The organism is Serratia sp. Je.1.23.a (genome assembly GCF_051129805.1).
Classification (GTDB): Bacteria; Pseudomonadota; Gammaproteobacteria; order Enterobacterales; family Enterobacteriaceae; genus Serratia; species Serratia liquefaciens.
The window spans coordinates 60180-83311 of record NZ_JBCPSR010000009.1 but is presented as its reverse complement, the minus strand read 5'-3'; the positions used below and the strand labels follow the sequence as shown (position 1 = coordinate 83311).

Sequence of the window (23132 nt, the reverse complement as noted above, 5' to 3'; positions counted from 1 at the left end):
CTGGAGAATCCATAATGGCAAAAGAATTCAGCCGCGGTCAGCGCGTGGCACAAGAGATGCAAAAAGAGATTGCTATCATTCTGCAGCGTGAAGTCAAAGATCCGCGTATCGGCATGGCTACCGTTTCTGGTGTAGAAGTTTCTCGCGATTTGGCCTATGCCAAAGTTTATGTCACCTTCCTGAACGTGTTGACCGAAAACCCGGATCCGGAACTGGTGCCAAACGGTATCAAAGCGCTGCAAGACGCTTCGGGCTACATCCGCACATTGCTGGGCAAAGCCATGCGTCTGCGTGTAGTACCTGAGCTGACCTTCGCTTACGACAACTCTCTGGTTGAAGGCATGCGCATGTCCAACCTGGTGACTAACGTAGTGAAGAACGACGCCGAACGCCGTTCCGCATCAGGCGATGACGAGGAGGCTTAATGAGTCGCCCTCGTCGCCGCGGCCGTGATATCCACGGCGTCCTGTTGCTGGACAAACCGCAGGGCCTGTCGTCTAACGACGCCCTGCAAAAAGTAAAACGCCTCTATAACGCCAACCGCGCGGGACACACCGGCGCGCTCGACCCGCTGGCGACCGGCATGCTGCCGATTTGCCTCGGTGAGGCGACCAAGTTCTCACAGTTCCTGCTCGACTCCGACAAACGCTATCGCGTTATTGCTCGACTGGGTCAGCGCACCGATACTTCGGACGCCGACGGCCAGATTGTGCAGGAACGTCCGGTGAACTTCACCCAGGCGCAGCTCGATGCGGCGCTGGACAGCTTCCGCGGCGATATCAAGCAGGTGCCTTCGATGTATTCGGCGCTGAAGTACCAGGGCAAGAAACTCTATGAGTATGCTCGTCAAGGTATCGAAGTTCCGCGCGAAGCACGCAGCATCACCGTTTACGATCTGCAGTTTATCCGCTGGGAAGGGGACGAACTGGAGCTGGAAATTCACTGTTCGAAAGGCACCTACATCCGCACCATTACCGACGACCTCGGTGAGCTGCTGGGGTGTGGCGCACACGTGATCTACCTGCGTCGTCTGCAGGTGGCGACCTATCCGATCGAAAGGATGGTCACGCTGGAACAGCTGAACGAATTGCTGGAGCAGGCACAGGCACAGGAAGTCGCGCCAGGCGAGCTGCTCGATCCTCTGCTGATGCCGATGGACAGCCCGGTGGAGAACTACCCGGAAGTGAATTTGCTCCCGGTAGTCGCGGGATACGTTAAGCAGGGGCAGCCCGTACAGGTTGCCGGTGCGCCGGCCTCGGGCATGGTACGTATCACCGAAGGTGAAGAGCGTAAATTTATCGGCGTGGGCGATATTGCCGATGACGGTCGTGTGGCGCCGCGCCGCCTGGTCGTCGAATATTTCGACTGAGGGCAGAAAACGCACTGCCTTGCGATCGCACTGCGCTAAGGGTAGAATGGCGCAGCTTATGCATTGGGTTGCTGAATTAGAGATCGGCGCCTGTATTTATTATCTATAATCTGGAGTATTACAATGTCTCTAAGTGTTGAAGCTAAAGCTAAAATCGTAGCTGATTTCGGTCGTGGTACTAACGACAGCGGTTCTTCCGAAGTTCAGGTTGCCCTGTTGACTGCGCAGATCAACCATCTGCAAGGCCACTTCTCAGAGCACAAAAAAGATCACCACAGCCGTCGTGGTCTGCTGCGTATGGTTTCTCAGCGTCGTAAGCTGCTGGACTACCTGAAGCGTAAAGATGTAGCACGTTACACCAGCCTGATCGAGCGTCTGGGTCTGCGTCGCTAATCTAGCGAGTTTCAGTGGAAAGGGGCCTATTTGGGCCCCTTTCTTCTAGGAAGCATAAGCAAATCAGGTTAATGTATTACTGATGTTTCCAAACAGGATCTTCCATTACAGAGGTTCGCGCGGCTAATGAGAGGCTTTGTCTCAGGCTTGAGATAAGGATTGTCATTAGTCGCGAGGATGTAGTGAGAAGGCAAATCGAGTCAATGGCGTGTCGAGTCGTCAATACGATTGCGCGCCTAATCTAAGGATATAATTTTGCTGACACCGATCATTCGCAAATTCCAGTATGGCCAGCATACCGTCACTATCGAGACCGGTATGATGGCTCGTCAAGCCACCGCCGCCGTGATGGTGAGCATGGATGACACCGCCGTATTCGTTACCGTAGTTGGCCAGAAAAAAGCCAAACCAGGCCAGAGCTTCTTCCCACTGACCGTTAACTATCAGGAGCGTACCTACGCTGCTGGTCGTATCCCGGGTAGCTTCTTCCGTCGTGAAGGCCGTCCGAGCGAAGGCGAAACTCTGACTTCCCGTCTGATTGACCGTCCGATCCGTCCACTGTTCCCGGACAGCTTCCTGAATGAAGTTCAGGTGATCGCGACCGTTGTTTCCGTAAACCCGCAGGTTAACCCGGATATCGTTGCGATGATCGGTGCCTCTGCAGCCCTGAGCCTGTCCGGTATTCCGTTCAATGGCCCAATCGGTGCCGCTCGCGTGGGTTACATCAACAGCCAGTACGTGCTGAACCCAACGACTGACGAGCTGAAAGAAAGCAGCCTGGACTTGGTGGTTGCCGGTACCGCAGGTGCAGTGCTGATGGTTGAATCCGAAGCTGACGTTCTGAGCGAAGATCAAATGCTGGGCGCGGTGGTCTTTGGCCACGAGCAACAGCAGATCGTTATCGAGAACATCAATTCCCTGGTTGCCGAAGCCGGCAAGCCTAAGTGGGATTGGCAGGCACCTGCAGTCAACGAAGCGCTGCACGCGCGCGTTGCAGAACTGGCAGAAGGCCGCCTGGGCGACGCTTATCACATCACCGAAAAACAAGAGCGTTACGCTCAGGTAGATGCGATCAAGAACAGCGTTGTTGAAACCCTGTTGGCACAGGACGAAACCCTGGACGCGTCTGAAATTCAGGACATCCTGGGCAGCGTTGAGAAAAACGTCGTTCGTAGCCGCGTGCTGCGTGGCGAGCCGCGTATCGACGGCCGTGAAAAAGACATGATCCGTGGCCTGGACGTGCGCACTGGCGTACTGCCGCGTACCCACGGTTCCGCACTGTTCACCCGTGGTGAAACTCAGGCTCTGGTTACTGCAACTCTGGGTACCGCACGTGATGCGCAGAACCTGGATGAGCTGATGGGCGAGAAGACCGACAGCTTCCTGTTCCACTACAACTTCCCTCCGTACTCCGTTGGTGAGACCGGGATGGTAGGTTCGCCTAAACGTCGTGAAATTGGTCACGGTCGCCTGGCGAAACGCGGCGTATTGGCTATGATGCCTAAAGCAGAAGATTTCCCGTACACGGTGCGTGTGGTTTCCGAAATCACCGAATCTAACGGTTCTTCTTCCATGGCTTCAGTCTGTGGCGCTTCTCTGGCGCTGATGGACGCTGGTGTGCCAATCAAAGCCGCCGTTGCGGGTATCGCAATGGGCCTGGTGAAAGAACAAGACAACTTTGTGGTTCTGTCCGACATTCTGGGTGACGAAGATCACCTGGGTGACATGGACTTCAAAGTAGCGGGTAGCCGTGACGGTATTACCGCGCTGCAGATGGACATTAAAATTGAAGGCATCACCCGCGAAATCATGCAGGTTGCACTGAACCAGGCCAAGGGCGCGCGTCTGCACATCCTGGGCGTAATGGAACAGGCTATCAGCACTCCGCGTGGCGATATCTCTCAGTTCGCACCACGTATTCACACTATCCGAATCAACCCGGACAAGATCAAAGACGTGATTGGTAAAGGCGGCTCTGTCATCCGTGCGTTGACCGAAGAGACCGGCACTACCATCGAAATCGAAGATGATGGTACAGTGAAAATCGCTGCTACCGACGGTGAGAAAGCGAAATTCGCTATTCGCCGCATCGAAGAGATCACTGCCGAGATCGAAGTGGGCCGTATTTACCAGGGTAAAGTTACCCGTATCGTTGATTTCGGCGCATTCGTGGCGATCGGCGGCGGTAAAGAAGGTCTGGTGCACATCTCTCAAATCGCAGACAAGCGCGTTGAGAAAGTGACCGACTATCTGCAGATGGGTCAGGAAGTACCGGTTAAGGTACTGGAAGTTGACCGTCAGGGCCGCGTGCGTCTGAGCATCAAAGAAGCGACCGCACCAGAAGCAGGTTCACCTGCGCCTGAAGCAGAATAACTGTATAGATAGATTTACAGCTCCCGGCCATGGGGTTGGGAGCTGTTCGTATCGCGCGGGTAGGATGCTTGCGTATTAGCAAACGGATGAAAGGATGTTCATCCAATGTTTGTCTTCGGGAGTGGGAAATGAAGCCTTTCTTGCGCTGGTGTTACGTTGCGACAGCACTCATGCTGGCAGGATGCAGCAACCATGATTGGCGTAAAGACGAAGTTTTGGCGATCCCGTTGCAGCCAACTCTGCAGCAGGAAGTGATCCTGGCGCGCATGGAACAAATACTTGCCAGCCGGGCACTGACGGACGATGAGCGTGCGCAGCTTTTATATGAGCGCGGTGTGCTGTATGATAGCCTCGGGCTACGTGCACTGGCGCGCAATGATTTCTCGCAAGCGCTGGCGATACGTCCTGATATGCCAGAAGTTTTCAACTACCTGGGCATTTACTTAACGCAGGCAGGCAATTTTGATGCTGCCTATGAAGCGTTTGATTCTGTACTAGAGCTTGATCCAACTTACAATTACGCGCGTTTAAACCGGGGCATCGCACTGTATTATGGCGGCCGCTTCCCGTTGGCGCAGGATGATCTGCAGGCGTTTTATCAAGACGACCCAAACGATCCCTTCCGTTCGTTGTGGCTTTATCTGGTGGAAAGAGAAATCGATCCCAAGAAGGCTGACGTAGCGCTCCAGCAGCGTTATGACAAAGCGAACCGAGGGCAATGGGGATGGAATATTGTCGAATTCTACCTGGGCAACATCAGTGAAAAAACGCTGATGGAAAGGCTCAAGGCAGATGCAACGGATAACACTTCGCTCGCTGAGCATCTCAGTGAAACTGACTTCTATTTAGGTAAGCATTACCTAAGTCTGGGGGACAAGGACACCGCTTCGGCGCTGTTCAAACTGACGGTCGCTAACAACGTTCATAACTTCGTTGAGCACCGCTATGCATTGTTGGAATTGGCGCTGTTAGGCCAAGAACAAGACGACCTATCGGAATCGGACCAGCAATAGCTGACGAACAACTATCAGCCTGATATACATTGGTTTTTTGCCAAAGTTATCGTCTTAACGGGCGAGGGCTTTTTTGTTCGTTTTATAATCTAATTTGAGCCGGTTCACACTTTTCAATGAAAATGACTGAAAATTTTCTCGACGAGTTATGTAGACTGGCTGCCATTATTAATGAGGCACGTGTACATGACTACTGAGCTTGAAACCTCTTTTGCTGACCTGGGGCTGTCTGCTCCGATCATTTCTGCCCTGACCGATCTGGGCTATGAAAAACCTTCACCGATCCAGGCTGAGTGTATTCCTCACCTGTTGAACGGCCGTGATGTGCTGGGCATGGCACAGACCGGTAGTGGTAAAACTGCAGCATTCTCGCTGCCACTGCTGCACAACCTTGACGCTTCCCTGAAAGCACCTCAGATCCTGGTGCTGGCACCGACCCGCGAACTGGCGGTTCAGGTTGCTGAAGCGATGACTGATTTCTCCAAACACATGCATGGCGTTAACGTCGTGGCCCTGTATGGCGGCCAGCGTTATGACGTGCAGCTGCGCGCTCTGCGTCAGGGCCCGCAAATCGTAGTAGGGACTCCAGGCCGTCTGCTGGACCACCTGAAGCGTGGCACCCTGAACCTCTCTAACCTGAGCGGTCTGGTGCTGGATGAAGCCGACGAAATGCTGCGCATGGGCTTTATCGAAGACGTAGAAACCATCATGGCAGAGATCCCGGCTGAACATCAGACCGCGCTGTTCTCCGCAACCATGCCGGAAGCGATCCGTCGCATTACCCGCCGCTTTATGAAAGAGCCGCAGGAAGTGCGCATCCAATCCAGCATCACTACCCGTCCGGACATCAGCCAGAGCTACTGGACTGTGCACGGCATGCGTAAAAACGAAGCGCTGGTGCGTTTCCTGGAAGCGGAAGACTTTGATGCGGCGATTATCTTCGTTCGTACCAAAAACGCGACCCTGGAAGTGGCTGAAGCGCTGGAGCGCAGCGGTTACAGCAGCGCAGCACTGAACGGCGACATGAACCAGGCACTGCGTGAGCAGACCCTGGAGCGCCTGAAAGATGGTCGTCTGGATATCCTGATCGCAACCGACGTTGCTGCTCGTGGCCTGGACGTTGAGCGTATCAGCCTGGTGGTAAACTATGACATCCCTATGGATTCAGAGTCTTACGTTCACCGTATCGGCCGTACCGGCCGTGCTGGTCGTGCCGGCCGTGCGCTGCTGTTCGTAGAAAACCGCGAACGCCGCCTGCTGCGCAACATCGAACGCACCATGAAGCTGACCATTCCAGAAGTTGAGCTGCCAAACGCAGAACTGCTGGGTGAGCGTCGTCTGGCCAAGTTCGCCGCTAAAGTACAGCAACAGCTGGAAAGCAGCGATCTGGACATGTACCGCGCACTGCTGGCTAAACTGCAGCCGGAAGAAGAGCTGGAAATGGAAACCCTGGCCGCAGCACTGCTGAAAATGGCACAGGGCGAACGTCCTCTGATCTTGCCACCGGATCCCGTGTTCAAACCACGTCAGCGTCGTGAATTCAACGACCGTGACGACCGCGGCAGCGACCGTCGTCGTGACGCACGTCCAGACAGCCGTGATGGTGGCGCAGATCGCCCACGTCGCGAGCGTCGTGACGTTGGCGAAATGCAGCTGTACCGCATTGAAGTGGGCCGTGATGACGGCGTTGAAGTTCGTCATATCGTTGGCGCGATCGCTAACGAAGGTGACATCAGCAGCCGTTACATCGGTAACATCAAGCTGTTTGCTGGTCACTCGACCATCGAACTGCCAAAAGGCATGCCGGGCGAGATCCTGTCTCACTTCACCCGTACTCGTATCCTGAACAAGCCGATGAACATGCAACTGCTGGGCGATGCACAGCCGCATGAACGTCGTGAGCGTCGCGAAGGCGGTGCTGGTGCAGGTAACGGCGAGCGTCGTGGCGGTGGTCGTCCATTCAACGGCGAACGTCGTGAAGGGGCAAACCCAGGCCGTCGTTCTTTCGGTGATCGTCGTGAAGGCGGTGCTGCTGCACCTGCCGGCAACGGTGGCGAACGTCGTGGCGGTAACTTCAACCGTGACGGCCAACGCGCCCCACGTCGTGATGACGCCGCTCCGGCTGCACCACGTCGCCGTTTCGGTGATGCATAACATCTGATTTGACCGCTTGCGGTTAATCGGACTAAGAAACCAGCCTTCGGGCTGGTTTTTTTATGCCTGAAATTCACCGTTAAATGGCAGAAAATGGCGTATCATTTATAAGGTTTTTTCTTATGGATACTACGCACGGGAGATGCCATGAGTTGGCAGCAGTTCAAGTCTCAATACCTGGTGCGCTTTTGGGCACCTTTACCCGCGGTGATTGCCGCAGGGATCCTCTCTACCTACTACTTTGGTTTGACCGGTACCTTCTGGGCGGTAACCGGGGAATTTACCCGCTGGGGTGGCCATGTATTGCAGTGGTTCGGCCTGCACCCTGAGCAATGGGGCTACTTCAAGGTTATCGGCCTTGAGGGCACGCCGCTGCAGCGCATCGACGGCAGGATGATCATCGGCATGTTCGCTGGCTGTATCGCTGCCGCACTGTGGGCCAATAACATCAAGCTGCGCCAGCCACAGCACCGCATTCGCATTGTGCAGGCGCTGTTGGGCGGCATTATCGCCGGCTTCGGTGCCCGTCTGGCGATGGGCTGCAACCTGGCGGCGTTCTTTACCGGTATTCCTCAGTTCTCGTTGCACGCCTGGTTCTTCGCACTGGCGACCGCTGCTGGCTCCTACTTTGGCGCCAAATTTACCCTGTTGCCGATGTTCCGCATCCCGGTGAAATTACAGAAGGTAAAAGCCGCCGCCCCGTTGACGCAAAAGCCGGAGCAGGCGCGCCGCCGCTTCCGTTTGGGCATGGTGATTTTCTGTCTGTCGGTAGCCTGGTCACTTTGGACGCTGTTCGATGCGCCGAAGCTGGGTATCGCCATGCTGTTCGGTATCGGTTTTGGCCTGCTGATTGAGCGTGCGCAGATCTGCTTCACCTCAGCCTTCCGCGATTTATGGATCACCGGGCGTACCCACATGGCGAAAGCGATCATTATCGGCATGGCGGTGAGCGCCATCGGTATTTTCAGCTATGTGCAGTTGGGTGTCGCGCCGAAAATCATGTGGGCCGGCCCCAATGCGGTTCTGGGCGGCCTGCTGTTTGGTTTCGGCATCGTGCTGGCCGGCGGCTGTGAAACCGGCTGGATGTACCGTGCGGTGGAAGGACAGGTGCACTATTGGTGGGTGGGGCTGGGTAACATCATCGGCGCGACCCTGCTGGCTTACTACTGGGATGACCTGGCCCCGGCGCTGGCCACAGATTACGACAAGATCAACCTGCTGGATACTTTCGGGCCGATCGGCGGCCTGCTGGTGACTTACCTGCTGCTGGCGTTGGCGTTTGCCGCCATGCTGTGGTGGGAGAAACGTTTTTTCCGCGCCAAACCCGATGCGCAGGTGGTTAATTTGAGGAGTGTGTCATGAAGCAAGCGGCGATAGTGCCAAATTATCGGTTGGATATGCTGGGTGAACCTTGTCCGTATCCGGCAGTGGCCACGCTGGAGGCGATGCCGCAGTTGAAGCCGGGCGAGATCCTGGAAGTGATCAGCGACTGCCCGCAGTCGATCAACAACATTCCACTCGACGCGCGGAATCACGGTTACAAAGTGTTGGATATTCAGCAGGACGGGCCAACCATCCGCTATCTTATCCAGCGTTAACCGACGTGGGGCAGCGGTGTGCTGCCCCATTTTTGCATGGCGGACGTTGAGGGAAATGATTGCCCTGCGGCCCGCCGTTGACTTACCCTTTCGCCAGCGTGTCTTTTACTCCGGCGACAATCTCAAACGAATGCAACCGTGCCTGATGGTCAAAGATCTGGCCGTTAACCATGATCTCATCCGCACCGGTTTCGTTGAGCAACGTTTGCAGCCCGTGACGCACGGTATTTTCGTTACCGATGATCGACATGCGCAGTGCCTGATCAACCCCGTACTGTTCCCCGGCGGTCCATAGCGCGTGGATATTGTCCACCGGCGCCGGCAGTGGGCCTGGCGAACCACGACGCAGGTTGATGAACTGCTGCTGCATCGACGTAAACAGGAAGCGCGCATCGGCATCGCTGTCGGCGGCCACCACGTTGACGCACACCATCGCATGCGGCTGCTGGCACTGCTCGGAAGCTTTGAAGTTATCACGATACAACTTCAGCGCCTGGAACAGCATCTCCGGTGCAAAGTGGGAGGCGAAGGCGAACGGCAGGCCAAGCTGTGCCGCCAACTGCGCGCTGTACAAACTGGAACCGAGCAGCCAGAGAGGGACATGCAATCCTTGGCCGGGTACCGCCTGTACCGGCTGGCCCGGTTGTGCATCGCAGAAGTAATGTTGCAGTTCCTGCACGTCGCGGGGGAAGTTATCCACCTCGCCGGACAGATGGCGGCGCAGTGCCATCATGGTGCGTTGATCGGTACCGGGTGCACGGCCGAGGCCCAAATCGATACGCCCGGGGTACAAAGACTCCAGCGTACCGAACTGCTCGGCGATCACCAGCGGCGCATGGTTAGGCAGCATCACGCCACCGGAACCAAGGCGAATGGTTTGGGTACCCGCGGCCAGATAACCCAGCAGTACCGAGGTGGCGGCACTGCCGATGCCGGTCATGTTGTGATGCTCTGCCAACCAATAGCGTTGATAACCCCATTTTTCGGCATGTTGTGCTAAATCTAAAGAAGCGTGAAACGCATCACGTGGTTTGGCCCCTTGTGGGATAGGGGATAAATCCAGTACCGAAACCGGTACCGCAGTTTTTTCAGTCATGGCATCGTCCATCAAAAGGTGATCGCTTAAAGGGCGATTGCAGAAGTCTGCAAACTACAAAGCATAATGTGCTTTTAGTGTTAAAAGCATAATCCAATTTATAGTTATAAAAGAGGATATATGTGCTCGAGATATCCTTATGAGTAAAATGGTTTTTTTGGGAGTTTATTGAAATATGGACATGATGATTTCACCTGCCGCTTACTGCTCAGGGAGCTGAGAGAATGAAAAAAAAGACGTTGTTTACCCTACTGTTGATGGTGGTGGCGATCGCCATGGCGATATTGTTCCGCGCGCATAATCAGGATTTGTTGTTGCAGGGCGAAGTGGATGCGCCTGAGGTGATTGTGGCTTCCAAAGCTAAGGGACGAGTGATTGAACGTCTGGTGGAGCGTGGGGACGACGTGCAGGCAGGGCAAGTGATGATTCATCTCGACAGCCCGGAACTGATGGCGCAACTGCGTTCCGCGCAGGCGTCGCGCGATGAGGCCAAAGCGCAGCTCGAGCAGTCGCTGCACGGCACGCGTGAAGAAAGCATCCGCAACCTGCGCGCCAACCTGGCGCAGTCCGAAGCGCAATATCGCAACGCGCAAAACGACTACAACCGCAACCTGAGCGTGGCCGGTAAAGGTTATATTTCGAAATCTGAATTGGACGCTTCACGCCGCGCGCGCGATACCGCTTTCCAACAGGTGCAGGCGGCCAAAGCCAACCTGGACGAAGGGATTAACGGCGACCGTGTCGAATTACGGCAACAGTACGCTGCGGCACTGCGAGCAGCGGAAGAAAACTTGCTGCAGGTGAAAGCCCAGACGGACGACCTGCAGGTTTTGGCCCCGGTGACCGGCGAAGTTGGGCCAATACCGGCAGAAGTGGGCGAGTTGTTGAATGCGGGTAGCCCATTGCTGACGCTGATCCGCATACCGGACGCTTATTTCGTGTTTAACCTGCGTGAAGATATTTTGGCTCACGTGCGGAAGGGCGACAAAGTCCAGATGCGGGTACCGGCACTGAAGGACAAAATGATCGAGGCGGAAGTGCGTTATATCGCCCCGCTGGGCGACTACGCCACCAAACGCGCCACCCGAGCTACCGGTGACTTCGATCTGAAAACATTTGAAGTGCGCCTGTATCCGTCACAGCCGGTAGACGGCCTGCGCCCAGGGATGAGCAGCTTATGGCTATGGAAAGAGTAAGGGCCGGCTGGCGCTGCTTCAGTCATGCGTTTGGCAACGAGTGTCGGCTTGCCTTCCGCAGCCCGGTGGTACATTGGCTGAGCTGGATCTTCCCGCTGATCCTGTTTGGTCTGATCAGCAGTAACTTTTCGGAAGGGACCTTGCTCGATCTGCCGGTGTCGGTAGTGGACAGCGATCACAGCCCGCTATCCAAATCGCTGACGCGCCGTCTGGATGCCGGTTCGCACGCCCACGTCGAGGCTTACCCCGGTGGGCTGCAGGAGTCGCTGCATCGCCTGCGTAGTGCGCAGGATTATGCGCTGCTGTATGTGCCGCCGGATTTTGAGGCCAACGCGCTGGCTGGCAAACAGCCGAGCGTGGTGATGTACTACAATGCGCTGTTTTACGGTGCGGGGCTGTATTCCACCCAGGACTTCAGCGGCCTGATGACCGAAATCAACGCCAGCTACCGCAGCATCATTGCCGGCGAGATGGGCAAAACACTGCCGCCCCTGGCGGACGTGACGCTTTCCTACGGCAGTTTATTCAACGCCAGCGGCAGCTATATTTATTATCAACAGTTTGCCGCCACCATCCACTTGCTGCAGCTGTTCGTAGTGACCTGCATGATTTACGTGTTGGCACGCAGTAAATCCTTGTTGAAGGCTCGGCCGTTCAGCTTGGCGCTGCTCGGCAAGTTGGCGCCGTACACCTTATGTTTCACCAGCTTGCTGATGGTTGAAATTGCCGCGCTGGTGGGCATTTTTGACGCCCGCGTCAGCGGCAATCCGCTGTTCATGCTGATGATTGGCTTCTTCTACGTGATGGCGGCGCAGAGCATTGGCCTGCTGCTGTTTACCTTTACCAGCAGCACCATCACCGCCTACAGCCTGATCGCCATTTTGGTGAGTATTGCGCTGACCTTTTCGGGCATGGCGGTGCCGGAACTGTCGATGCCGCTGCCGGCGCGCATTATTTCCAATATTGAGCCGTTAACTCATGCGTTGTACGCCATGTTTGACGTATTCCTGCGGCAAGTCCCTGCCAGCGCCATCTTCAGCGTCTGTGCGTTGCTGTCGATTTATCCGCTGGTGACCGCACTGCTGGTGCGTAACCGGCTGTTGGCGCGGCTGTTAAAAGAAGGGGGGGCAGGATGAAACTTTATTGGCAAACCTTCGTCCGGGTGCTGCTCGGCATGCTGGAGCGGCCGATGTGGCTGATGTTGATCCTGTCGTTGTGCGTCATGAGCATGGTCTATGCCAACCGCACGGTATGGGATCTGCCGGTGGGCGTCATCGATCAGGACCACAGCACCGCCAGTCGCCAGCTGATCCGTCAACTGGACGCCACCTCCAAAATCGCTATTGAAACCTACGACAGTCTTGAGCAGGCGCAGCGGGATCTTGGCTGGCGCAAGCTGTTCGCGGTGATCATCATGCCGGTGGATCTGGAGAAGAAGATCCTGAGCGGCCAGAATATCGTGGTGCCGGTGTATGGCGATGCGACCAACCGCCTGGCCAACGGGCAGATCCAGCAGGATGTGGTGGCGGCTTATCAGCAGTTGCTGACCCAGTACAACAACGGCCTGCTGTTACGCAGCGGTTTCAGCGAACGCCAGGCGCAGGTGATCCTGACGCCGATCGTCGGACAGACGTTGGATGTGTTCAACCCGGGCATCAGCTTTGCGGCGATCATCTTCCCCGGCCTGCTGGTGATGCTGTTGCAGCACTCGCTGTTGATTGCCTGCGTGCGCGTCAGCATTGCCATGAAGAGCATGCCCGGGGGTAAAGCGCCGCTGGCGGCGCATCTGGGGGGGCTGACGGCGTTGCTGCCGATCTGGCTGTTCCTGTCGATCGTGCTGTTTGTGTTGTGGCCATGGGTGCTGGGCTATCGGCAAACGGCGGGCATTGCGGAAATTCTGCTGCTGACCTTCCCGTTCTTACTGGCGGTGCTGGGGTTGGGCAAGCTGGTGACCGAGTGCCTGCGCAGCGTCGAAATGATCTACCTGACGCTGGCGTTTATTACGACGCCGATATTTTATCTTTCGGGCACCATCTGGCCGCTGCAGGCGATGCCTGGCTGGGTGCGGGCGATTTCCTACAGCATTCCCTCCACCTGGGCAACCAAGGCCGTTGCGGGGGTTAACCAGATGGGGTTGTCGCTGAACGAAGTGTGGGGGGACGTGGCGATGCTGTTGGTGCTGGGGATTGTTTACACCCTGTTGGGCTTCGGCGTAGGTTTCGTACGCAACAGCGTCGCGCTGCGCAGTATGTTCCGCAAACGGCAGGTTAATTAACGTTCCAGCAAGGGAGCCCCACCATTTCCTTGACCCTTAACAAGGTGGACAGACGCGCTGTCTCGCATAATCACGTCCGTGAATTTTCTTACTGGTGTGATTGTATGGCTTACCAACTGAACCTGACCTGGCCCGAGTTTTTAGAGAAGTATTGGCAGAAAAAACCTGTTGTTTTGAAAAATGCCTTCCCGAATTTTGTCGATCCTATCACGCCAGACGAACTGGCGGGGCTGGCGATGGAGCAGGAGGTTGACAGCCGTCTGGTGAGCAACGCAGAGGGAAAATGGCAGGCCAGCAACGGTCCGTTTGAACATTTCGATGACCTCGGTGAAACGGGTTGGTCACTGCTGGCGCAGGCGGTTAACCACTGGCATGCGCCCTCAGCCGAGCTGGTGCGCCCGTTTCGCGCCTTGCCGGACTGGCGCCTGGATGATCTGATGATCTCCTTCTCGGTGCCGGGAGGCGGTGTGGGTCCGCATATCGACAACTACGATGTGTTCATCATTCAGGGGATGGGCCGCCGTCGCTGGCGCGTAGGCGACGCCTTGCCGATGCGTCAGTTCTGCCCGCACCCGGCGCTGCTGCACGTTGATCCGTTCGAGCCGATCATTGATGAAGAATTGGAACCGGGCGACATTCTGTACATCCCGCCAGGCTTTCCCCATGACGGTTTTACCCACGAAACGGCGTTCAACTATTCAGTGGGCTTCCGTGGGCCAAACGGCCGCGACTTGATCAGCAGCTTTGCTGATTACGCGCTGGAAAAAGATCTGGGTGGTGCGCATTACAGCGATCCTGATTTAACCCTGCGTGAACATCCGGGCCGGGTTGAAGAATATGAGCTTGAGCGCCTGCGCTCAATGATGTTCGAAATGATCGGCCAACCGGAAGACTTTAAGCAGTGGTTTGGCCGTTTTGCCACTACGCCACGTCATGAGCTGGATATCGCTATGGCGGAACCCCCTTATGAAGCGGAAGAGGTACTGAATGCGCTGATGGGCGGTGAAACCCTGACTCGCCTGAGCGGCCTGCGTGTGCTGCAGGTCGGCGACAGCTTCTTCGTCAACAGCGAGCGTCTGAACACCGTGGACGATCGTGCGGCCGATGCGCTGTGTCGTTATACCGAGCTGGGCCAGCCGGAGCTGGGTGATGCGTTGCAAAATCCGGCCTTTGTGGCTGAGCTGACCGAACTGATCAATCAGGGATACTGGTTCTTCAAAGAGTAGTTGTCGCTGTTGGCTGACTTGCCGGGTGGCGCTACGCCTACCCGGCAGTTTTGTATTTTCTCAACGAATTAAGACACCAATTCCAGCCCCGCGACCCGGCGCCAGTAGCCGTTGCAGTCGGCTTGATCGGTGAGCGTTAACGGCTGCGCACCCTGCTCGTTGGCACGGAAACGTTCGACCAGAGCCAACGTCTCCGTGCTCTGCGGCGACAGGCGCACGATGTCTACCAATCCCTGCATACCGCTCAATTCGTTACCCAGGTTATAACAGTAGCCGCTCATGGTCTGAATACCGTTGAGCACGAACACCTGTTGCTGTTCTTGGGAACGCATCATGCGGCCCTGCGGGTATTTGATGCAGCAGGTTTCGCATTCGTCCTTGGCACGGTCTTCAGACCGTGCGGTGAAGCAGCGTGCCGAATAGGCCAGCGGCAGGTGGCCGTAGCTCAGCACTTCCACTTCAAACTGCTGGCGGAAGCCCAGTTCCTCGCACTGCGCCAACAGTTTGGCCAGCCAGTCGCGTGACAGCTCGACCGGCATACACCAGCGGGTCATGCCCTGGCGGTGCAGCAGGCGCAGGGTATAAGCGTTGTAGCAATTCAGCGCGTGACCGGCGACGAACGGCAGGCCACGTTCCGCGGCCATGTTCACCGTGCCCAGATCGTTGGCTTCGATCAGGAATTCGCCGTTTTCCACATAACGCTTCAGTTCGTTCAGCTCGGACGGCGCCTGTAATAGGGCCAGGGTAGAGATCACCACCTGCTTGCCGCTGCGGGCTATCTCTTGCGCCAGCGCCAGCCAGTCTCCCACCTTCATTTCACGCCGTTTGGTGCAGACGCTTTCACCGAGATAAATAATCTCCGCGCTGCTGTTTACCGCCTGCTGATAAAAACTCTCGACCTCGGTTTTTGGCCAGTAGTACAGCACTGGGCCTAATGCGTATTTCATGCGTCCTCCTGCTACTGCCATTTGCGGTGATAGGCACCGAGGGTGGTTTGGGTGCCTTCGGACATCGAGCCGAGCGCCTCCATCCAGCCGGCCTCGGCCTGATAAGCGGCCGGATCGGCCTGGCAGCGATCGATGGCCTGACGCCACACGCGGGCAACCTGGCTAACATAGGCCGGGCTGCGCTGGCGGCCTTCAATCTTCACCGAAGCGATATTGGCAGCCAGCAGTTCCGGCAGCAGTTCCAGCGTATTGAGGCTGGTGGGCTCTTCCAGCGCGTGGTAGCGCACGTCATCCACCAGATAGCGGCCCTTGCACAGCGTCGGGTAACCGGCATTTTCATCGTCCCGGTAGCGGTCGATCAGCACGCCGTTCAGGCGTGACTCCATACCCTGAGCCGTTTGCTGCCAGCGCACGTAGCGCGCCGGCGAACAGGCACCGACGGTATTGGGGGATTCGCCGGTCAGGTAAGAGGAGAGGTAGCAACGCCCCTCGGCCATGATGCACAGGCTGCCGAAGGCGAAGACCTCAAGCGGCACAGGGCTGGTACGCGCCAACTGTTTAACCTGGTGCATCGACAGCACGCGCGGCAGCACCACCCGACCGACGTCGAAATGGCGTTGGTAGAAGCGAATTGCCTCTTCGTTAGTGGCAGAAGCCTGCACCGACACGTGGCGCTCCAACTGCGGGTAACGTTCGGCGGCGTATTCCAGCATCGCCAAATCGGCGAGGATCAGCACGTCGGCACCCAACTGCGCCGCCATGTCTACCGCCCGCTGCCAGCGGGCATAGCCGTCCGGGTGGGCGAAGGTGTTGATGGCGATGTGCAGCTTGCGGTGGTGGCGATGGACGTACTCGACCGCTTCCTGCAGCTTTTTCTCGGTAAAGTTGAGGCCGGCAAAGTGGCGCGCGTTGGTATCATCTTTCAGGCCGATGTACACGGCGTCAGCGCCGTTATCCACCGCAGCCTTCAGGGCCGGCAGGTTACCGGCGGGACAAAGCAGCTCCATAGATTTATCCTGACTCAGCATGCACCCATGGCGGATGCGGGCTGTCACAATGTTTACCGGTGACCGTTTTTAACCGGCAAACGCTAATCGGGAGGCAATTTTAGTGAAAGCGCGCTGAACAGGCTTTGATTTGAGGCAGCTTCTGGCGTATTGATAAAGCTGGCGGCGAAATGCACTATTTGTTGATATAGAGCGCTTCTGCCGTGCGCCACTGTGGCAAAATAGTGCATCTGTGTTGAAAGGAGTGAACGACAGTGTTGGAACAATTACGAGCGCGCATTGTGCGCCAGGGGCCGTCGCTGCTGCGAGTACCGCTAAAATTCACGCCGTTTGCTTTGCAGCGCCAGCTTCTGGAACAGGTGCTGGGCTGGCAGTTCCGCCAGGCGTTGGCGGATGGCGATTTGGAATTTCTCGAATCGCGCTGGTTAAAGATCGAAGTCCGCGATCTGGCGCTACACTGGTTTATGACGGTAGAAAACGGCAAGCTGGTTGTCAGCCAACACGCCGAGGCTGATGTCAGCTTCAGCGGCGACGCCAACGATCTGATTCTTATCGCAGCGCGTAAGCAAGATCCCGATACGCTGTTCTTTCAGCGTCGGCTGCAGATTGAAGGGGACACCGAATTGGGCCTGTATGTAAAAAATCTGATGGACGCCATCGAGTTGGAAGCCATGCCTGCGCCATTGCGCCTAGGCCTGCTGCAACTGGCTGAATTTGTTGAAGCAGGGCTGCAGGAGGGCACGGTGCAAACTTCCCGTGTGCCGGTATCATGCTAATCCGCGTAGAAATTCCAGTAGATGCCGCAGGGATCGACGCGCTGTTGCGTCGTGCCTTTGGGCGTGACGACGAGGCCGATCTGGTGCAGCAACTGCGCGAAGATGGCCTGCTGACGCTGGGCATTGTCGCCACCGACGACGAAGGCGGCGTGGTAGGTTATGCGGCGTTCAGTCCGGTGGACGTGGCCGGGGAGGATCGCCAATGGGTCGGTCTGGCACCGCTGGCGGTGGACGAAAGCCTGCGTCGCCAAGGGCTGGGTGAAAAACTGATCTACGAAGGATTGGATTCGCTCAATGAGTTCAGCTATGCCGCAGTCGTGGTGCTGGGCGATCCCGCTTATTACGGTCGCTTTGGCTTTAAACCGGCTGCCGCCTACGGGCTGCAGTGCCGTTGGCCGGGCAGCGAAGCCGCCTTCCAGGTGTATCCGCTGGCGGAAAATGCTCTGGATGATGCGCGCGGGGCGGTGGAGTTTTCCGAGCCGTTTAACCGGTTTTAATCTCAGCGTCCGGCAGTAAATGATCCAAAGTAAGAGGCGGGTGATTCACCAGCCTCTCTTTTTGCGTTTTGCTCAGTTGCTTCACCCGGTATTCCAGCCTTAGCGCTTTAGAACGATCCCCCGCCAGGCAGTGAAACGCCAACACCAGCTCGCCTTTGCCCCGCAGTGCCTTTGCACCTTTGCCAGCCTGATGCTGCGCCAGACGTCGTTCGACGTCGGTAGTAATGCCGGTATACAGCATGCCGTTAGGCAGACGCAGCATGTAAAGGTACCAGGGGGAGAGGGTATCGGTCATGAATAAGCAGCAACTTCGGTGGCCAGGGTGGGAATATGATGGCATGTTCGCCGTCGTAATCCCACCCTGTCCGCCTGCGGATGATTACGGTTAGCCTTTTTTGCCCGCCATTTCAAAGCGAGGTGAAACGATGCCGTACAGCGTCCAGCCGAGGAAAGTGGCGATGGCACCCCACATCATGGCCTCTTCACCGGAACTGTAGAGCGCATAGAAGCTGTAAAGCGCGCCAATGCCGGCAATGATGTTGGCGATCCGCGCTTTTTTCTCCGGCACTTTCGCAACCTTCTGAATAATGATCAGCGCCGCCATCGACAAGATGTAGGGGATAATATTGGTCACCACGGCCAGGTTAACCAGCACGTTGAACTGCTTGTTCAGCGAGGGGCTGATGGTCATCAGCGACAGTACGCTCTGGATAACGACGATGGTCAGCATGCCTTTGACCGGGGCGTCCGCCTTGCTGAGTTTCGAGAAGATTTTCGGGAAGAAACCGCTGTCGGCGGAAGATTTGAATACCTGAGCGATGGTGAACTGCCACCCCAGCAGCGACCCGACGCAGGACATGATCATCAGTGCCATGATGATCTTGCCGACCGTTGGGTTGAACATATGGGAAAACGCCAGCCCAAACGGCGCGGTGGAATTGGCCAGGTCCATATTCGGTACTATACCGGCGATCACGTTGGTCGAAACGATATAGATCACTGCGGCGCTAAGCGTGCCGCCCAATACGGCGATCGGCACATTACGTTCTGGGTTCTCCACCACATCGGTATTGGCACAGGCGGATTCGAGGCCCAGGAAAGCCCATAGGGTCATGGAAATCGAAGCGCCAATGGCTTCAAAAGTTGGCACCTGATGCGGGTTCCACGCGGCGACGTAAGCGCTGCCGCTGAACCAGTGCCAGCCGATGATCGAAATCCCGACCACCGGGATGATGACGCCCCAAACGGTGATGCCGCTGATCCTGCCGGTAATGCGAGCGCCGCCGAAGTTGGCGACCGTGGCTAACCACAGCACACCAATGGTGGCGATACAGATCCCCAGCGGGCTCAGGTTGGCGCCAAACAGCTCGGTACCGTAACCCACGGCGGAAATGGCGATGGCGATATTGGCGATCAGTAACGAAACGCCGTAGGTATAGTTCGCCATAAAGTTGCCCGATTTGCCGAAGGCATATTCAGCATACCCCCCCATACCGCCGGATTTACGGCTGAACATCCCGCATTTGGCGAAGGCATAGGCCAGCGCCATTGAACCAACCGCAGTGACCAACCAGGAAACAATAGAAATTGTGCCTACCTCGGCCAATTTGGTCGGCAGCATAATTATGCCGGACCCCATCATGTTGACGGCCGTCAGGATCGTTAACTGCACGACCCCCATTTTATTATTAGACTTACTCATGATCATTCTCTCTTTTATGATGCGATCTGGGCGGTGAATAATATTCACCGCCTTGTGAGGTCATTAATTACTCATGACGTAGCCGTAAGCGCGATTCCAGCCATCTTCATCTTGTTGGATATAAACACCCTGCAATTCCGGTGCGAAACCAGGAAGTAAATTAATGCCTTCCTCCAATGCCAGGAAATAACGCTGTGCAGCGCCACCCCATATTTCTCCAGGGACGACACATAAAACACCCGGAGGGTAAGGTAGTGCACCCTCTGCCGCAATACGGCCCTCAGCCTTGGCCAATGAAACCAATTCGATATTGCCGCGGACAAATTCTGTATTGGCATCTTGCGGGTTCATGGCGACACGAGGGAAATAATTTTTGCGGAACATCTCTTTTTGCAGTTCTTTAACGTCGTAACTGACATAGAGATCGTGCATTTCTTGGCAAAGTTGACGCAGGGTATAATTCTTGTAGCGTTGCTCATTGCTTTTATATACCGCGGGCAGGACTTCACTGAGTAATGAATCCTGCTCGATGTGTTTTTCAAAGCGGGCAATCAGCGCCACCAGATGCTGCATTTTGGCGATGTCTTCGGCCGGCGTGAGCAGGAACAGGATCGAGTTGAGATCGCATTTTTCCGGTACTATGCCGTTTTCGCGCAGATAGTTGGCCAAAATGGTCGCCGGAATGCCGAAGTCACTGTAGTTACCGCTCGCCGTGTCTATGCCCGGCGTGGTGAGCAACAGCTTGCACGGGTCGACAAAATACTGCGATTCCGCATAGCCTTCAAAGGCATGCCACTTCTCGCCTGGCACAAAGTTGAAGAAGCGCAAATCGTTGGCCATTGTCTCGGTGTCATAAGACTGCCAGGGCTTGCCGTCGATCTGGTCTGGAACAAAAGGTTTGATTAACTGGCAGGTCTCCAGCAGCATTTTACGGGCTTCAATCCCTACGCGAACGCACTCCTTCCACAGGCGCTGACCGCTTTTCCCTTCATGCATTTTGGCATTGACGTCCAGAGCGGCAAACAGCGGATAGAACGGGCTGGTGGAAGCATGCAGCATAAAAGCGTTATTAAAGCGTTTATGGTTGCAATAGCGACTTTGGCCTTTGATATGTTTGTCTTTTTTATGGATTTGTGAGGTTTGCGAGAAGCCGGCCTGCTGTTTGTGAACGGACTGGGTCACAATGATCCCCGGGTCGTTTTCATTCAGTTCAAGCAGTAAAGGCGAACAATCTTTCATCATTGGGATGAATTGTTCGTAGCCCACCCAGGCGGAGTCAAACAGGATGTAATCGCACAGGTGCCCAATCTTGTCGACCACCTGGCGAGCGTTGTAAATGGTGCCGTCGTAGGTGCCTAACTGGATGATTGCCAGACGGAAAGGCCGGGCCTCATTGGCACGCTCCGGCGCCACTTCGCGGATTTGCTGACGTAAATAACGTTCATCAAAGCAGTGCGCATCAATACCGCCGATAAAGCCAAATGGATTGCGGGCGGTCTCCAGATACACCGGCGTTGCGCCAGCTTGAATCAGAGCGCCATGGTGATTGGATTTATGGTTATTACGGTCGAACAACACTAAATCGCCGCGTGTTAACAGGGCGTTGGTCGCAACTTTGTTTGATGCCGAGGTCCCATTCAGCACGAAATAGGTCTTATCGGCGTTAAAGACCTTGGCTGCGTGTTGCTGCGCGGCACAGGGTGCCCCCTCGTGGATCAATAAGTCGCCCAGTTTGACGTCCGCGTTGCACATATCGGAACGGAACAGCGTCTCGCCATAGAAATCAAAGAACTGACGTCCGGCCGGATGTTTACGGAAGAATTCACCGCCCTGATGGCCCGGACAGGCAAAGGTGGCGTTACCCATTTCGACATACTGCGTCAGCGTGTTGAAGAACGGTGGCAGCAGATCTTTTTCATATTTAACCGCCGCGGCCTCCAACTGCTTGCCGTAGAACTGGGTGTTTTTCCCGCAGAGTTCAAATACCCCGTGCAGCGCCGGTAATACGGCATTGTCCAACTCTTCTTCGCAGCAAACCGCCACAAACAGCGGGATGTTCAACCCGATCTCTTCGAGATGCGTCACCATGCCCTTCGTAACGTCCTCAACGGACAGCACAATGGCGGCGACATCATTGAAATCGCTCTGATGCACATCGACAATTTCACGTTCTGTTTCAAAGCAGCCCAGTGTTTTTTCATTAGCGGCAATTTTTAACTTTTTCATTTTCTCATTCTTCAGACAAAGGTATTCCATCGGCAAATAATTAAATCTGCCGTTAATACCTTATTAAAATAAAGGTGTACGAGAACCTGGCATGCCGGAAGGCATTCCTGAGTTCACTCTATTATTTTGTGATGACGTTCTTATCCCATGAAGCTGAATTACGATGTTTTCCGCTGCGTAAGCAACAGCAGTTTATCTCTGTTGAACAGAGTGAAAAATAAGTCGTAATGATGTCTTGCGTTCGGAATAAGGACGAACGAGGAGGGAGGTTATCTGAAGTTAAAGAAAGCGAAGCTAAAGCAACTACGATGAGCCATCATCATAATATGGGTTGTGCGCCTGATATGCGCCATTTTTCTGTTGTTGTTTTCCATTTCTAATCCACCTTTGTGAGTGAAAAGATGGCGCTATTTTAACGCAGGCTTGAGCAAAATATGTGACATACATCACGCATATGCACCTTCAAGTAAATAACTATTCACTGGTTATGCATTGAGTTGCATAAGAATACCTCTAAAGAGTGATTATGCATGTAAATAGATTGATAACAAATAGCCCTTTCTGCTACCTGATTTTTTCTATGTGGGAGAAATAGCAAAAAAAATTGCGTTTAAGAGGGGCGTATAATGCGTAATTGAAGTGAGTTTGTTTTTATTATGTTATAAGTCCATATAATGGTATTTTGTATATAAATTCACTTTGTCTGGATGTTTATTCTATTTTAATTTTTTCCGACATTGTTGTTATTTGTGACCCGCCTCAACAACACGGGTTAAGATGAAACAAGCTAACGGGGAGAATTCACAGTGACTATGACCGATGAGCATCAACCTATCGCACAGTTTCTCAGCAAGCAGCACGTACTGACGCTGTGCGCGGGGAACGGCATGGATATGTGGTGCGCCAATTGTTTCTACGTGTTTGACACCGAGCGGATGGCGCTGTGGTTGATGACCGAAACCCACACCCGTCACGGTGAGCTGATGCTGCAAAACGCCAGCGTGGTGGGCACCATAGCGCCGAAACCGAAGACCATCGCCTTGATCCGCGGCATTCAGTATCGGGCACAAGCGACGATGCTGAACGGTGAGCAAGAGGCGTTGGCACGGGCACGTTACTGCAAGCGTTTCCCGATAGCCAAGATGATGAAGGCGCCGGTCTGGCAGTTGGATCTGCAGGAGGTGAAGATGACTGACAACACCCTCGGTTTCGGTAAAAAGCTTCACTGGGCGCGGGTCTGAATACCGCAAACTATACTTTTCAGCATCATCAATCAGCGGGAGG

At 55.3% G+C, this 23132-nt stretch carries 23 protein-coding genes; 16 read left to right on the top strand and 7 right to left on the bottom strand.

Annotated elements, in window-relative coordinates:
* The first annotated feature begins 14 nt into the window (after nt 1–14).
* The 9 genes from rbfA (at nt 15) to yedF (ending at nt 8900) form a co-directional block, all read left to right on the top strand.
* Nucleotides 15–425 carry a 30S ribosome-binding factor RbfA gene (gene rbfA / locus AAZT04_RS23595; protein WP_020824954.1) on the top strand — a complete coding sequence of 137 codons (411 nt, stop codon included), beginning with the start codon at nt 15–17 and terminating at the stop codon, nt 423–425.
* On the top strand, nt 425–1369 hold the full coding sequence (truB, locus tag AAZT04_RS23590) for a tRNA pseudouridine(55) synthase TruB (RefSeq protein ID WP_020824955.1): 945 nt from the start codon (nt 425–427) through the stop codon (nt 1367–1369). The genes rbfA and truB overlap by 1 nt, the downstream gene beginning before the upstream one ends.
* Before the next feature lie 123 nt (nt 1370–1492).
* Entirely contained in the window at nt 1493–1762 is a 270-nt protein-coding gene (gene rpsO, locus AAZT04_RS23585; protein WP_012004950.1) for a 30S ribosomal protein S15, read from the top strand.
* 255 nt (nt 1763–2017) lie between these two features.
* Nucleotides 2018–4135, top strand: coding sequence for a polyribonucleotide nucleotidyltransferase (gene pnp, locus AAZT04_RS23580; protein WP_020824956.1), 2118 nt, complete (start codon nt 2018–2020; stop codon nt 4133–4135).
* 128 nt (nt 4136–4263) lie between these two features.
* A complete protein-coding gene (gene nlpI / locus AAZT04_RS23575) occupies nt 4264–5148 on the top strand; it encodes a lipoprotein NlpI (protein WP_012004952.1) in 885 nt (294 codons plus the stop codon).
* Between the two features lie 116 nt (nt 5149–5264).
* The gene (gene yrbN, locus AAZT04_RS23570) at nt 5265–5345 is read left to right on the top strand and encodes a protein YrbN (protein ID WP_096335046.1); all 81 of its coding nucleotides are present in this window, start codon (nt 5265–5267) and stop codon (nt 5343–5345) included.
* Complete coding sequence (locus AAZT04_RS23565) at nt 5335–7302, top strand: DEAD/DEAH family ATP-dependent RNA helicase (RefSeq protein ID WP_020824957.1); 1968 nt, start codon at nt 5335–5337, stop codon at nt 7300–7302. The genes yrbN and AAZT04_RS23565 overlap by 11 nt, the downstream gene beginning before the upstream one ends.
* A 147-nt stretch (nt 7303–7449) precedes the next feature.
* Entirely contained in the window at nt 7450–8664 is a 1215-nt protein-coding gene (gene yedE / locus AAZT04_RS23560; RefSeq protein ID WP_046374648.1) for a selenium metabolism membrane protein YedE/FdhT, read from the top strand.
* Entirely contained in the window at nt 8661–8900 is a 240-nt protein-coding gene (gene yedF, locus AAZT04_RS23555) for a sulfurtransferase-like selenium metabolism protein YedF (RefSeq protein ID WP_046374647.1), read from the top strand. Before yedE ends, yedF begins: the two co-directional genes overlap by 4 nt.
* An 82-nt stretch (nt 8901–8982) precedes the next feature.
* Here yedF and AAZT04_RS23550 read toward each other — a convergent pair whose 3' ends face one another.
* Nucleotides 8983–9996, bottom strand: a complete 1014-nt coding sequence (locus AAZT04_RS23550) for a luciferase-like monooxygenase (RefSeq protein ID WP_170868569.1) — start codon at nt 9994–9996, stop codon at nt 8983–8985.
* A 224-nt stretch (nt 9997–10220) separates the two neighbouring features.
* On the opposite strand from AAZT04_RS23550, the gene AAZT04_RS23545 reads away from it, so the two are divergent.
* The 4 genes from AAZT04_RS23545 to AAZT04_RS23530 all read left to right on the top strand — a co-directional run bounded on the left by AAZT04_RS23545 (nt 10221) and on the right by AAZT04_RS23530 (nt 14693).
* A complete protein-coding gene (locus AAZT04_RS23545) occupies nt 10221–11192 on the top strand; it encodes an HlyD family secretion protein (protein WP_020824960.1) in 972 nt (323 codons plus the stop codon).
* On the top strand, nt 11174–12328 hold the full coding sequence (locus tag AAZT04_RS23540; RefSeq protein ID WP_020824961.1) for an ABC transporter permease: 1155 nt from the start codon (nt 11174–11176) through the stop codon (nt 12326–12328). The genes AAZT04_RS23545 and AAZT04_RS23540 overlap by 19 nt, the downstream gene beginning before the upstream one ends.
* Complete coding sequence (locus tag AAZT04_RS23535; protein ID WP_020824962.1) at nt 12325–13467, top strand: ABC transporter permease; 1143 nt, start codon at nt 12325–12327, stop codon at nt 13465–13467. Before AAZT04_RS23540 ends, AAZT04_RS23535 begins: the two co-directional genes overlap by 4 nt.
* 104 nt (nt 13468–13571) lie before the next feature.
* On the top strand, nt 13572–14693 hold the full coding sequence (locus tag AAZT04_RS23530) for a JmjC domain-containing protein (protein WP_434681998.1): 1122 nt from the start codon (nt 13572–13574) through the stop codon (nt 14691–14693).
* A gap of 68 nt (nt 14694–14761) precedes the next feature.
* Here the strand turns inward: AAZT04_RS23530 and AAZT04_RS23525 are convergent, their stop codons facing one another.
* Complete coding sequence (locus tag AAZT04_RS23525; RefSeq protein WP_020824964.1) at nt 14762–15640, bottom strand: U32 family peptidase; 879 nt, start codon at nt 15638–15640, stop codon at nt 14762–14764.
* Between the two features lie 11 nt (nt 15641–15651).
* The gene (gene ubiU / locus AAZT04_RS23520; RefSeq protein WP_048762819.1) at nt 15652–16647 is read right to left on the bottom strand and encodes a ubiquinone anaerobic biosynthesis protein UbiU; all 996 of its coding nucleotides are present in this window, start codon (nt 16645–16647) and stop codon (nt 15652–15654) included.
* A 254-nt stretch (nt 16648–16901) separates the two neighbouring features.
* Between ubiU and ubiT the strand changes: the two genes are divergently transcribed.
* Together ubiT and AAZT04_RS23510 are read left to right on the top strand one after the other, a co-directional pair.
* Nucleotides 16902–17423, top strand: a complete 522-nt coding sequence (gene ubiT, locus AAZT04_RS23515; protein ID WP_020824966.1) for a ubiquinone anaerobic biosynthesis accessory factor UbiT — start codon at nt 16902–16904, stop codon at nt 17421–17423.
* The gene (locus AAZT04_RS23510) at nt 17417–17920 is read left to right on the top strand and encodes a GNAT family N-acetyltransferase (protein WP_020824967.1); all 504 of its coding nucleotides are present in this window, start codon (nt 17417–17419) and stop codon (nt 17918–17920) included. The genes ubiT and AAZT04_RS23510 overlap by 7 nt, the downstream gene beginning before the upstream one ends.
* On the opposite strand, the gene AAZT04_RS23505 is transcribed toward AAZT04_RS23510, so the two are convergent.
* From AAZT04_RS23505 to speFL, 4 genes are all read right to left on the bottom strand, one after another.
* Entirely contained in the window at nt 17907–18215 is a 309-nt protein-coding gene (locus AAZT04_RS23505) for a GIY-YIG nuclease family protein (protein ID WP_139285490.1), read from the bottom strand. The two genes, AAZT04_RS23510 and AAZT04_RS23505, sit on opposite strands and share 14 nt — an antisense overlap.
* A 90-nt stretch (nt 18216–18305) precedes the next feature.
* Nucleotides 18306–19622: a putrescine-ornithine antiporter gene (potE, locus tag AAZT04_RS23500; protein WP_115060310.1), complete on the bottom strand. Its 1317-nt coding sequence runs from the start codon at nt 19620–19622 to the stop codon at nt 18306–18308.
* A gap of 63 nt (nt 19623–19685) precedes the next feature.
* Nucleotides 19686–21848, bottom strand: a complete 2163-nt coding sequence (gene speF, locus AAZT04_RS23495; RefSeq protein ID WP_020824970.1) for an ornithine decarboxylase SpeF — start codon at nt 21846–21848, stop codon at nt 19686–19688.
* A gap of 269 nt (nt 21849–22117) precedes the next feature.
* A complete protein-coding gene (speFL, locus tag AAZT04_RS23490) occupies nt 22118–22222 on the bottom strand; it encodes a leader peptide SpeFL (RefSeq protein WP_112363015.1) in 105 nt (34 codons plus the stop codon).
* A gap of 438 nt (nt 22223–22660) precedes the next feature.
* Between speFL and AAZT04_RS23485 the strand changes: the two genes are divergently transcribed.
* Nucleotides 22661–23089 (top strand): YhbP family protein, encoded by a 429-nt coding sequence (locus AAZT04_RS23485; RefSeq protein WP_115060308.1) that lies wholly within the window; start codon nt 22661–22663, stop codon nt 23087–23089.
* Nucleotides 23090–23132: the final 43 nt, after the last annotated feature.

What these genes read in the sequence shown, in the direction of transcription:
- rbfA (WP_020824954.1), top strand. Translation starts at nt 15, where the DNA reads ATGGCAAAAGAATTCAGCCGCGGTCAGCGCGTGGCACAAGAGATGCAA.
- AAZT04_RS23525 (WP_020824964.1), bottom strand. Translation starts at nt 15,640, where the DNA reads ATGAAATACGCATTAGGCCCAGTGCTGTACTACTGGCCAAAAACCGAG.
- AAZT04_RS23485 (WP_115060308.1), top strand. Translation starts at nt 22,661, where the DNA reads ATGACCGATGAGCATCAACCTATCGCACAGTTTCTCAGCAAGCAGCAC.
- yrbN (WP_096335046.1), top strand. Translation starts at nt 5,265, where the DNA reads ATGAAAATGACTGAAAATTTTCTCGACGAGTTATGTAGACTGGCTGCC.
- rpsO (WP_012004950.1), top strand. Translation starts at nt 1,493, where the DNA reads ATGTCTCTAAGTGTTGAAGCTAAAGCTAAAATCGTAGCTGATTTCGGT.
- yedF (WP_046374647.1), top strand. Translation starts at nt 8,661, where the DNA reads ATGAAGCAAGCGGCGATAGTGCCAAATTATCGGTTGGATATGCTGGGT.
- AAZT04_RS23550 (WP_170868569.1), bottom strand. Translation starts at nt 9,996, where the DNA reads ATGACTGAAAAAACTGCGGTACCGGTTTCGGTACTGGATTTATCCCCT.
- AAZT04_RS23565 (WP_020824957.1), top strand. Translation starts at nt 5,335, where the DNA reads ATGACTACTGAGCTTGAAACCTCTTTTGCTGACCTGGGGCTGTCTGCT.
- potE (WP_115060310.1), bottom strand. Translation starts at nt 19,622, where the DNA reads ATGAGTAAGTCTAATAATAAAATGGGGGTCGTGCAGTTAACGATCCTG.
- yedE (WP_046374648.1), top strand. Translation starts at nt 7,450, where the DNA reads ATGAGTTGGCAGCAGTTCAAGTCTCAATACCTGGTGCGCTTTTGGGCA.
- AAZT04_RS23535 (WP_020824962.1), top strand. Translation starts at nt 12,325, where the DNA reads ATGAAACTTTATTGGCAAACCTTCGTCCGGGTGCTGCTCGGCATGCTG.
- AAZT04_RS23545 (WP_020824960.1), top strand. Translation starts at nt 10,221, where the DNA reads ATGAAAAAAAAGACGTTGTTTACCCTACTGTTGATGGTGGTGGCGATC.
- AAZT04_RS23510 (WP_020824967.1), top strand. Translation starts at nt 17,417, where the DNA reads ATGCTAATCCGCGTAGAAATTCCAGTAGATGCCGCAGGGATCGACGCG.
- nlpI (WP_012004952.1), top strand. Translation starts at nt 4,264, where the DNA reads ATGAAGCCTTTCTTGCGCTGGTGTTACGTTGCGACAGCACTCATGCTG.
- AAZT04_RS23505 (WP_139285490.1), bottom strand. Translation starts at nt 18,215, where the DNA reads ATGACCGATACCCTCTCCCCCTGGTACCTTTACATGCTGCGTCTGCCT.
- AAZT04_RS23540 (WP_020824961.1), top strand. Translation starts at nt 11,174, where the DNA reads ATGGCTATGGAAAGAGTAAGGGCCGGCTGGCGCTGCTTCAGTCATGCG.
- ubiU (WP_048762819.1), bottom strand. Translation starts at nt 16,647, where the DNA reads ATGGAGCTGCTTTGTCCCGCCGGTAACCTGCCGGCCCTGAAGGCTGCG.
- AAZT04_RS23530 (WP_434681998.1), top strand. Translation starts at nt 13,572, where the DNA reads ATGGCTTACCAACTGAACCTGACCTGGCCCGAGTTTTTAGAGAAGTAT.
- speFL (WP_112363015.1), bottom strand. Translation starts at nt 22,222, where the DNA reads ATGGAAAACAACAACAGAAAAATGGCGCATATCAGGCGCACAACCCAT.
- truB (WP_020824955.1), top strand. Translation starts at nt 425, where the DNA reads ATGAGTCGCCCTCGTCGCCGCGGCCGTGATATCCACGGCGTCCTGTTG.
- speF (WP_020824970.1), bottom strand. Translation starts at nt 21,848, where the DNA reads ATGAAAAAGTTAAAAATTGCCGCTAATGAAAAAACACTGGGCTGCTTT.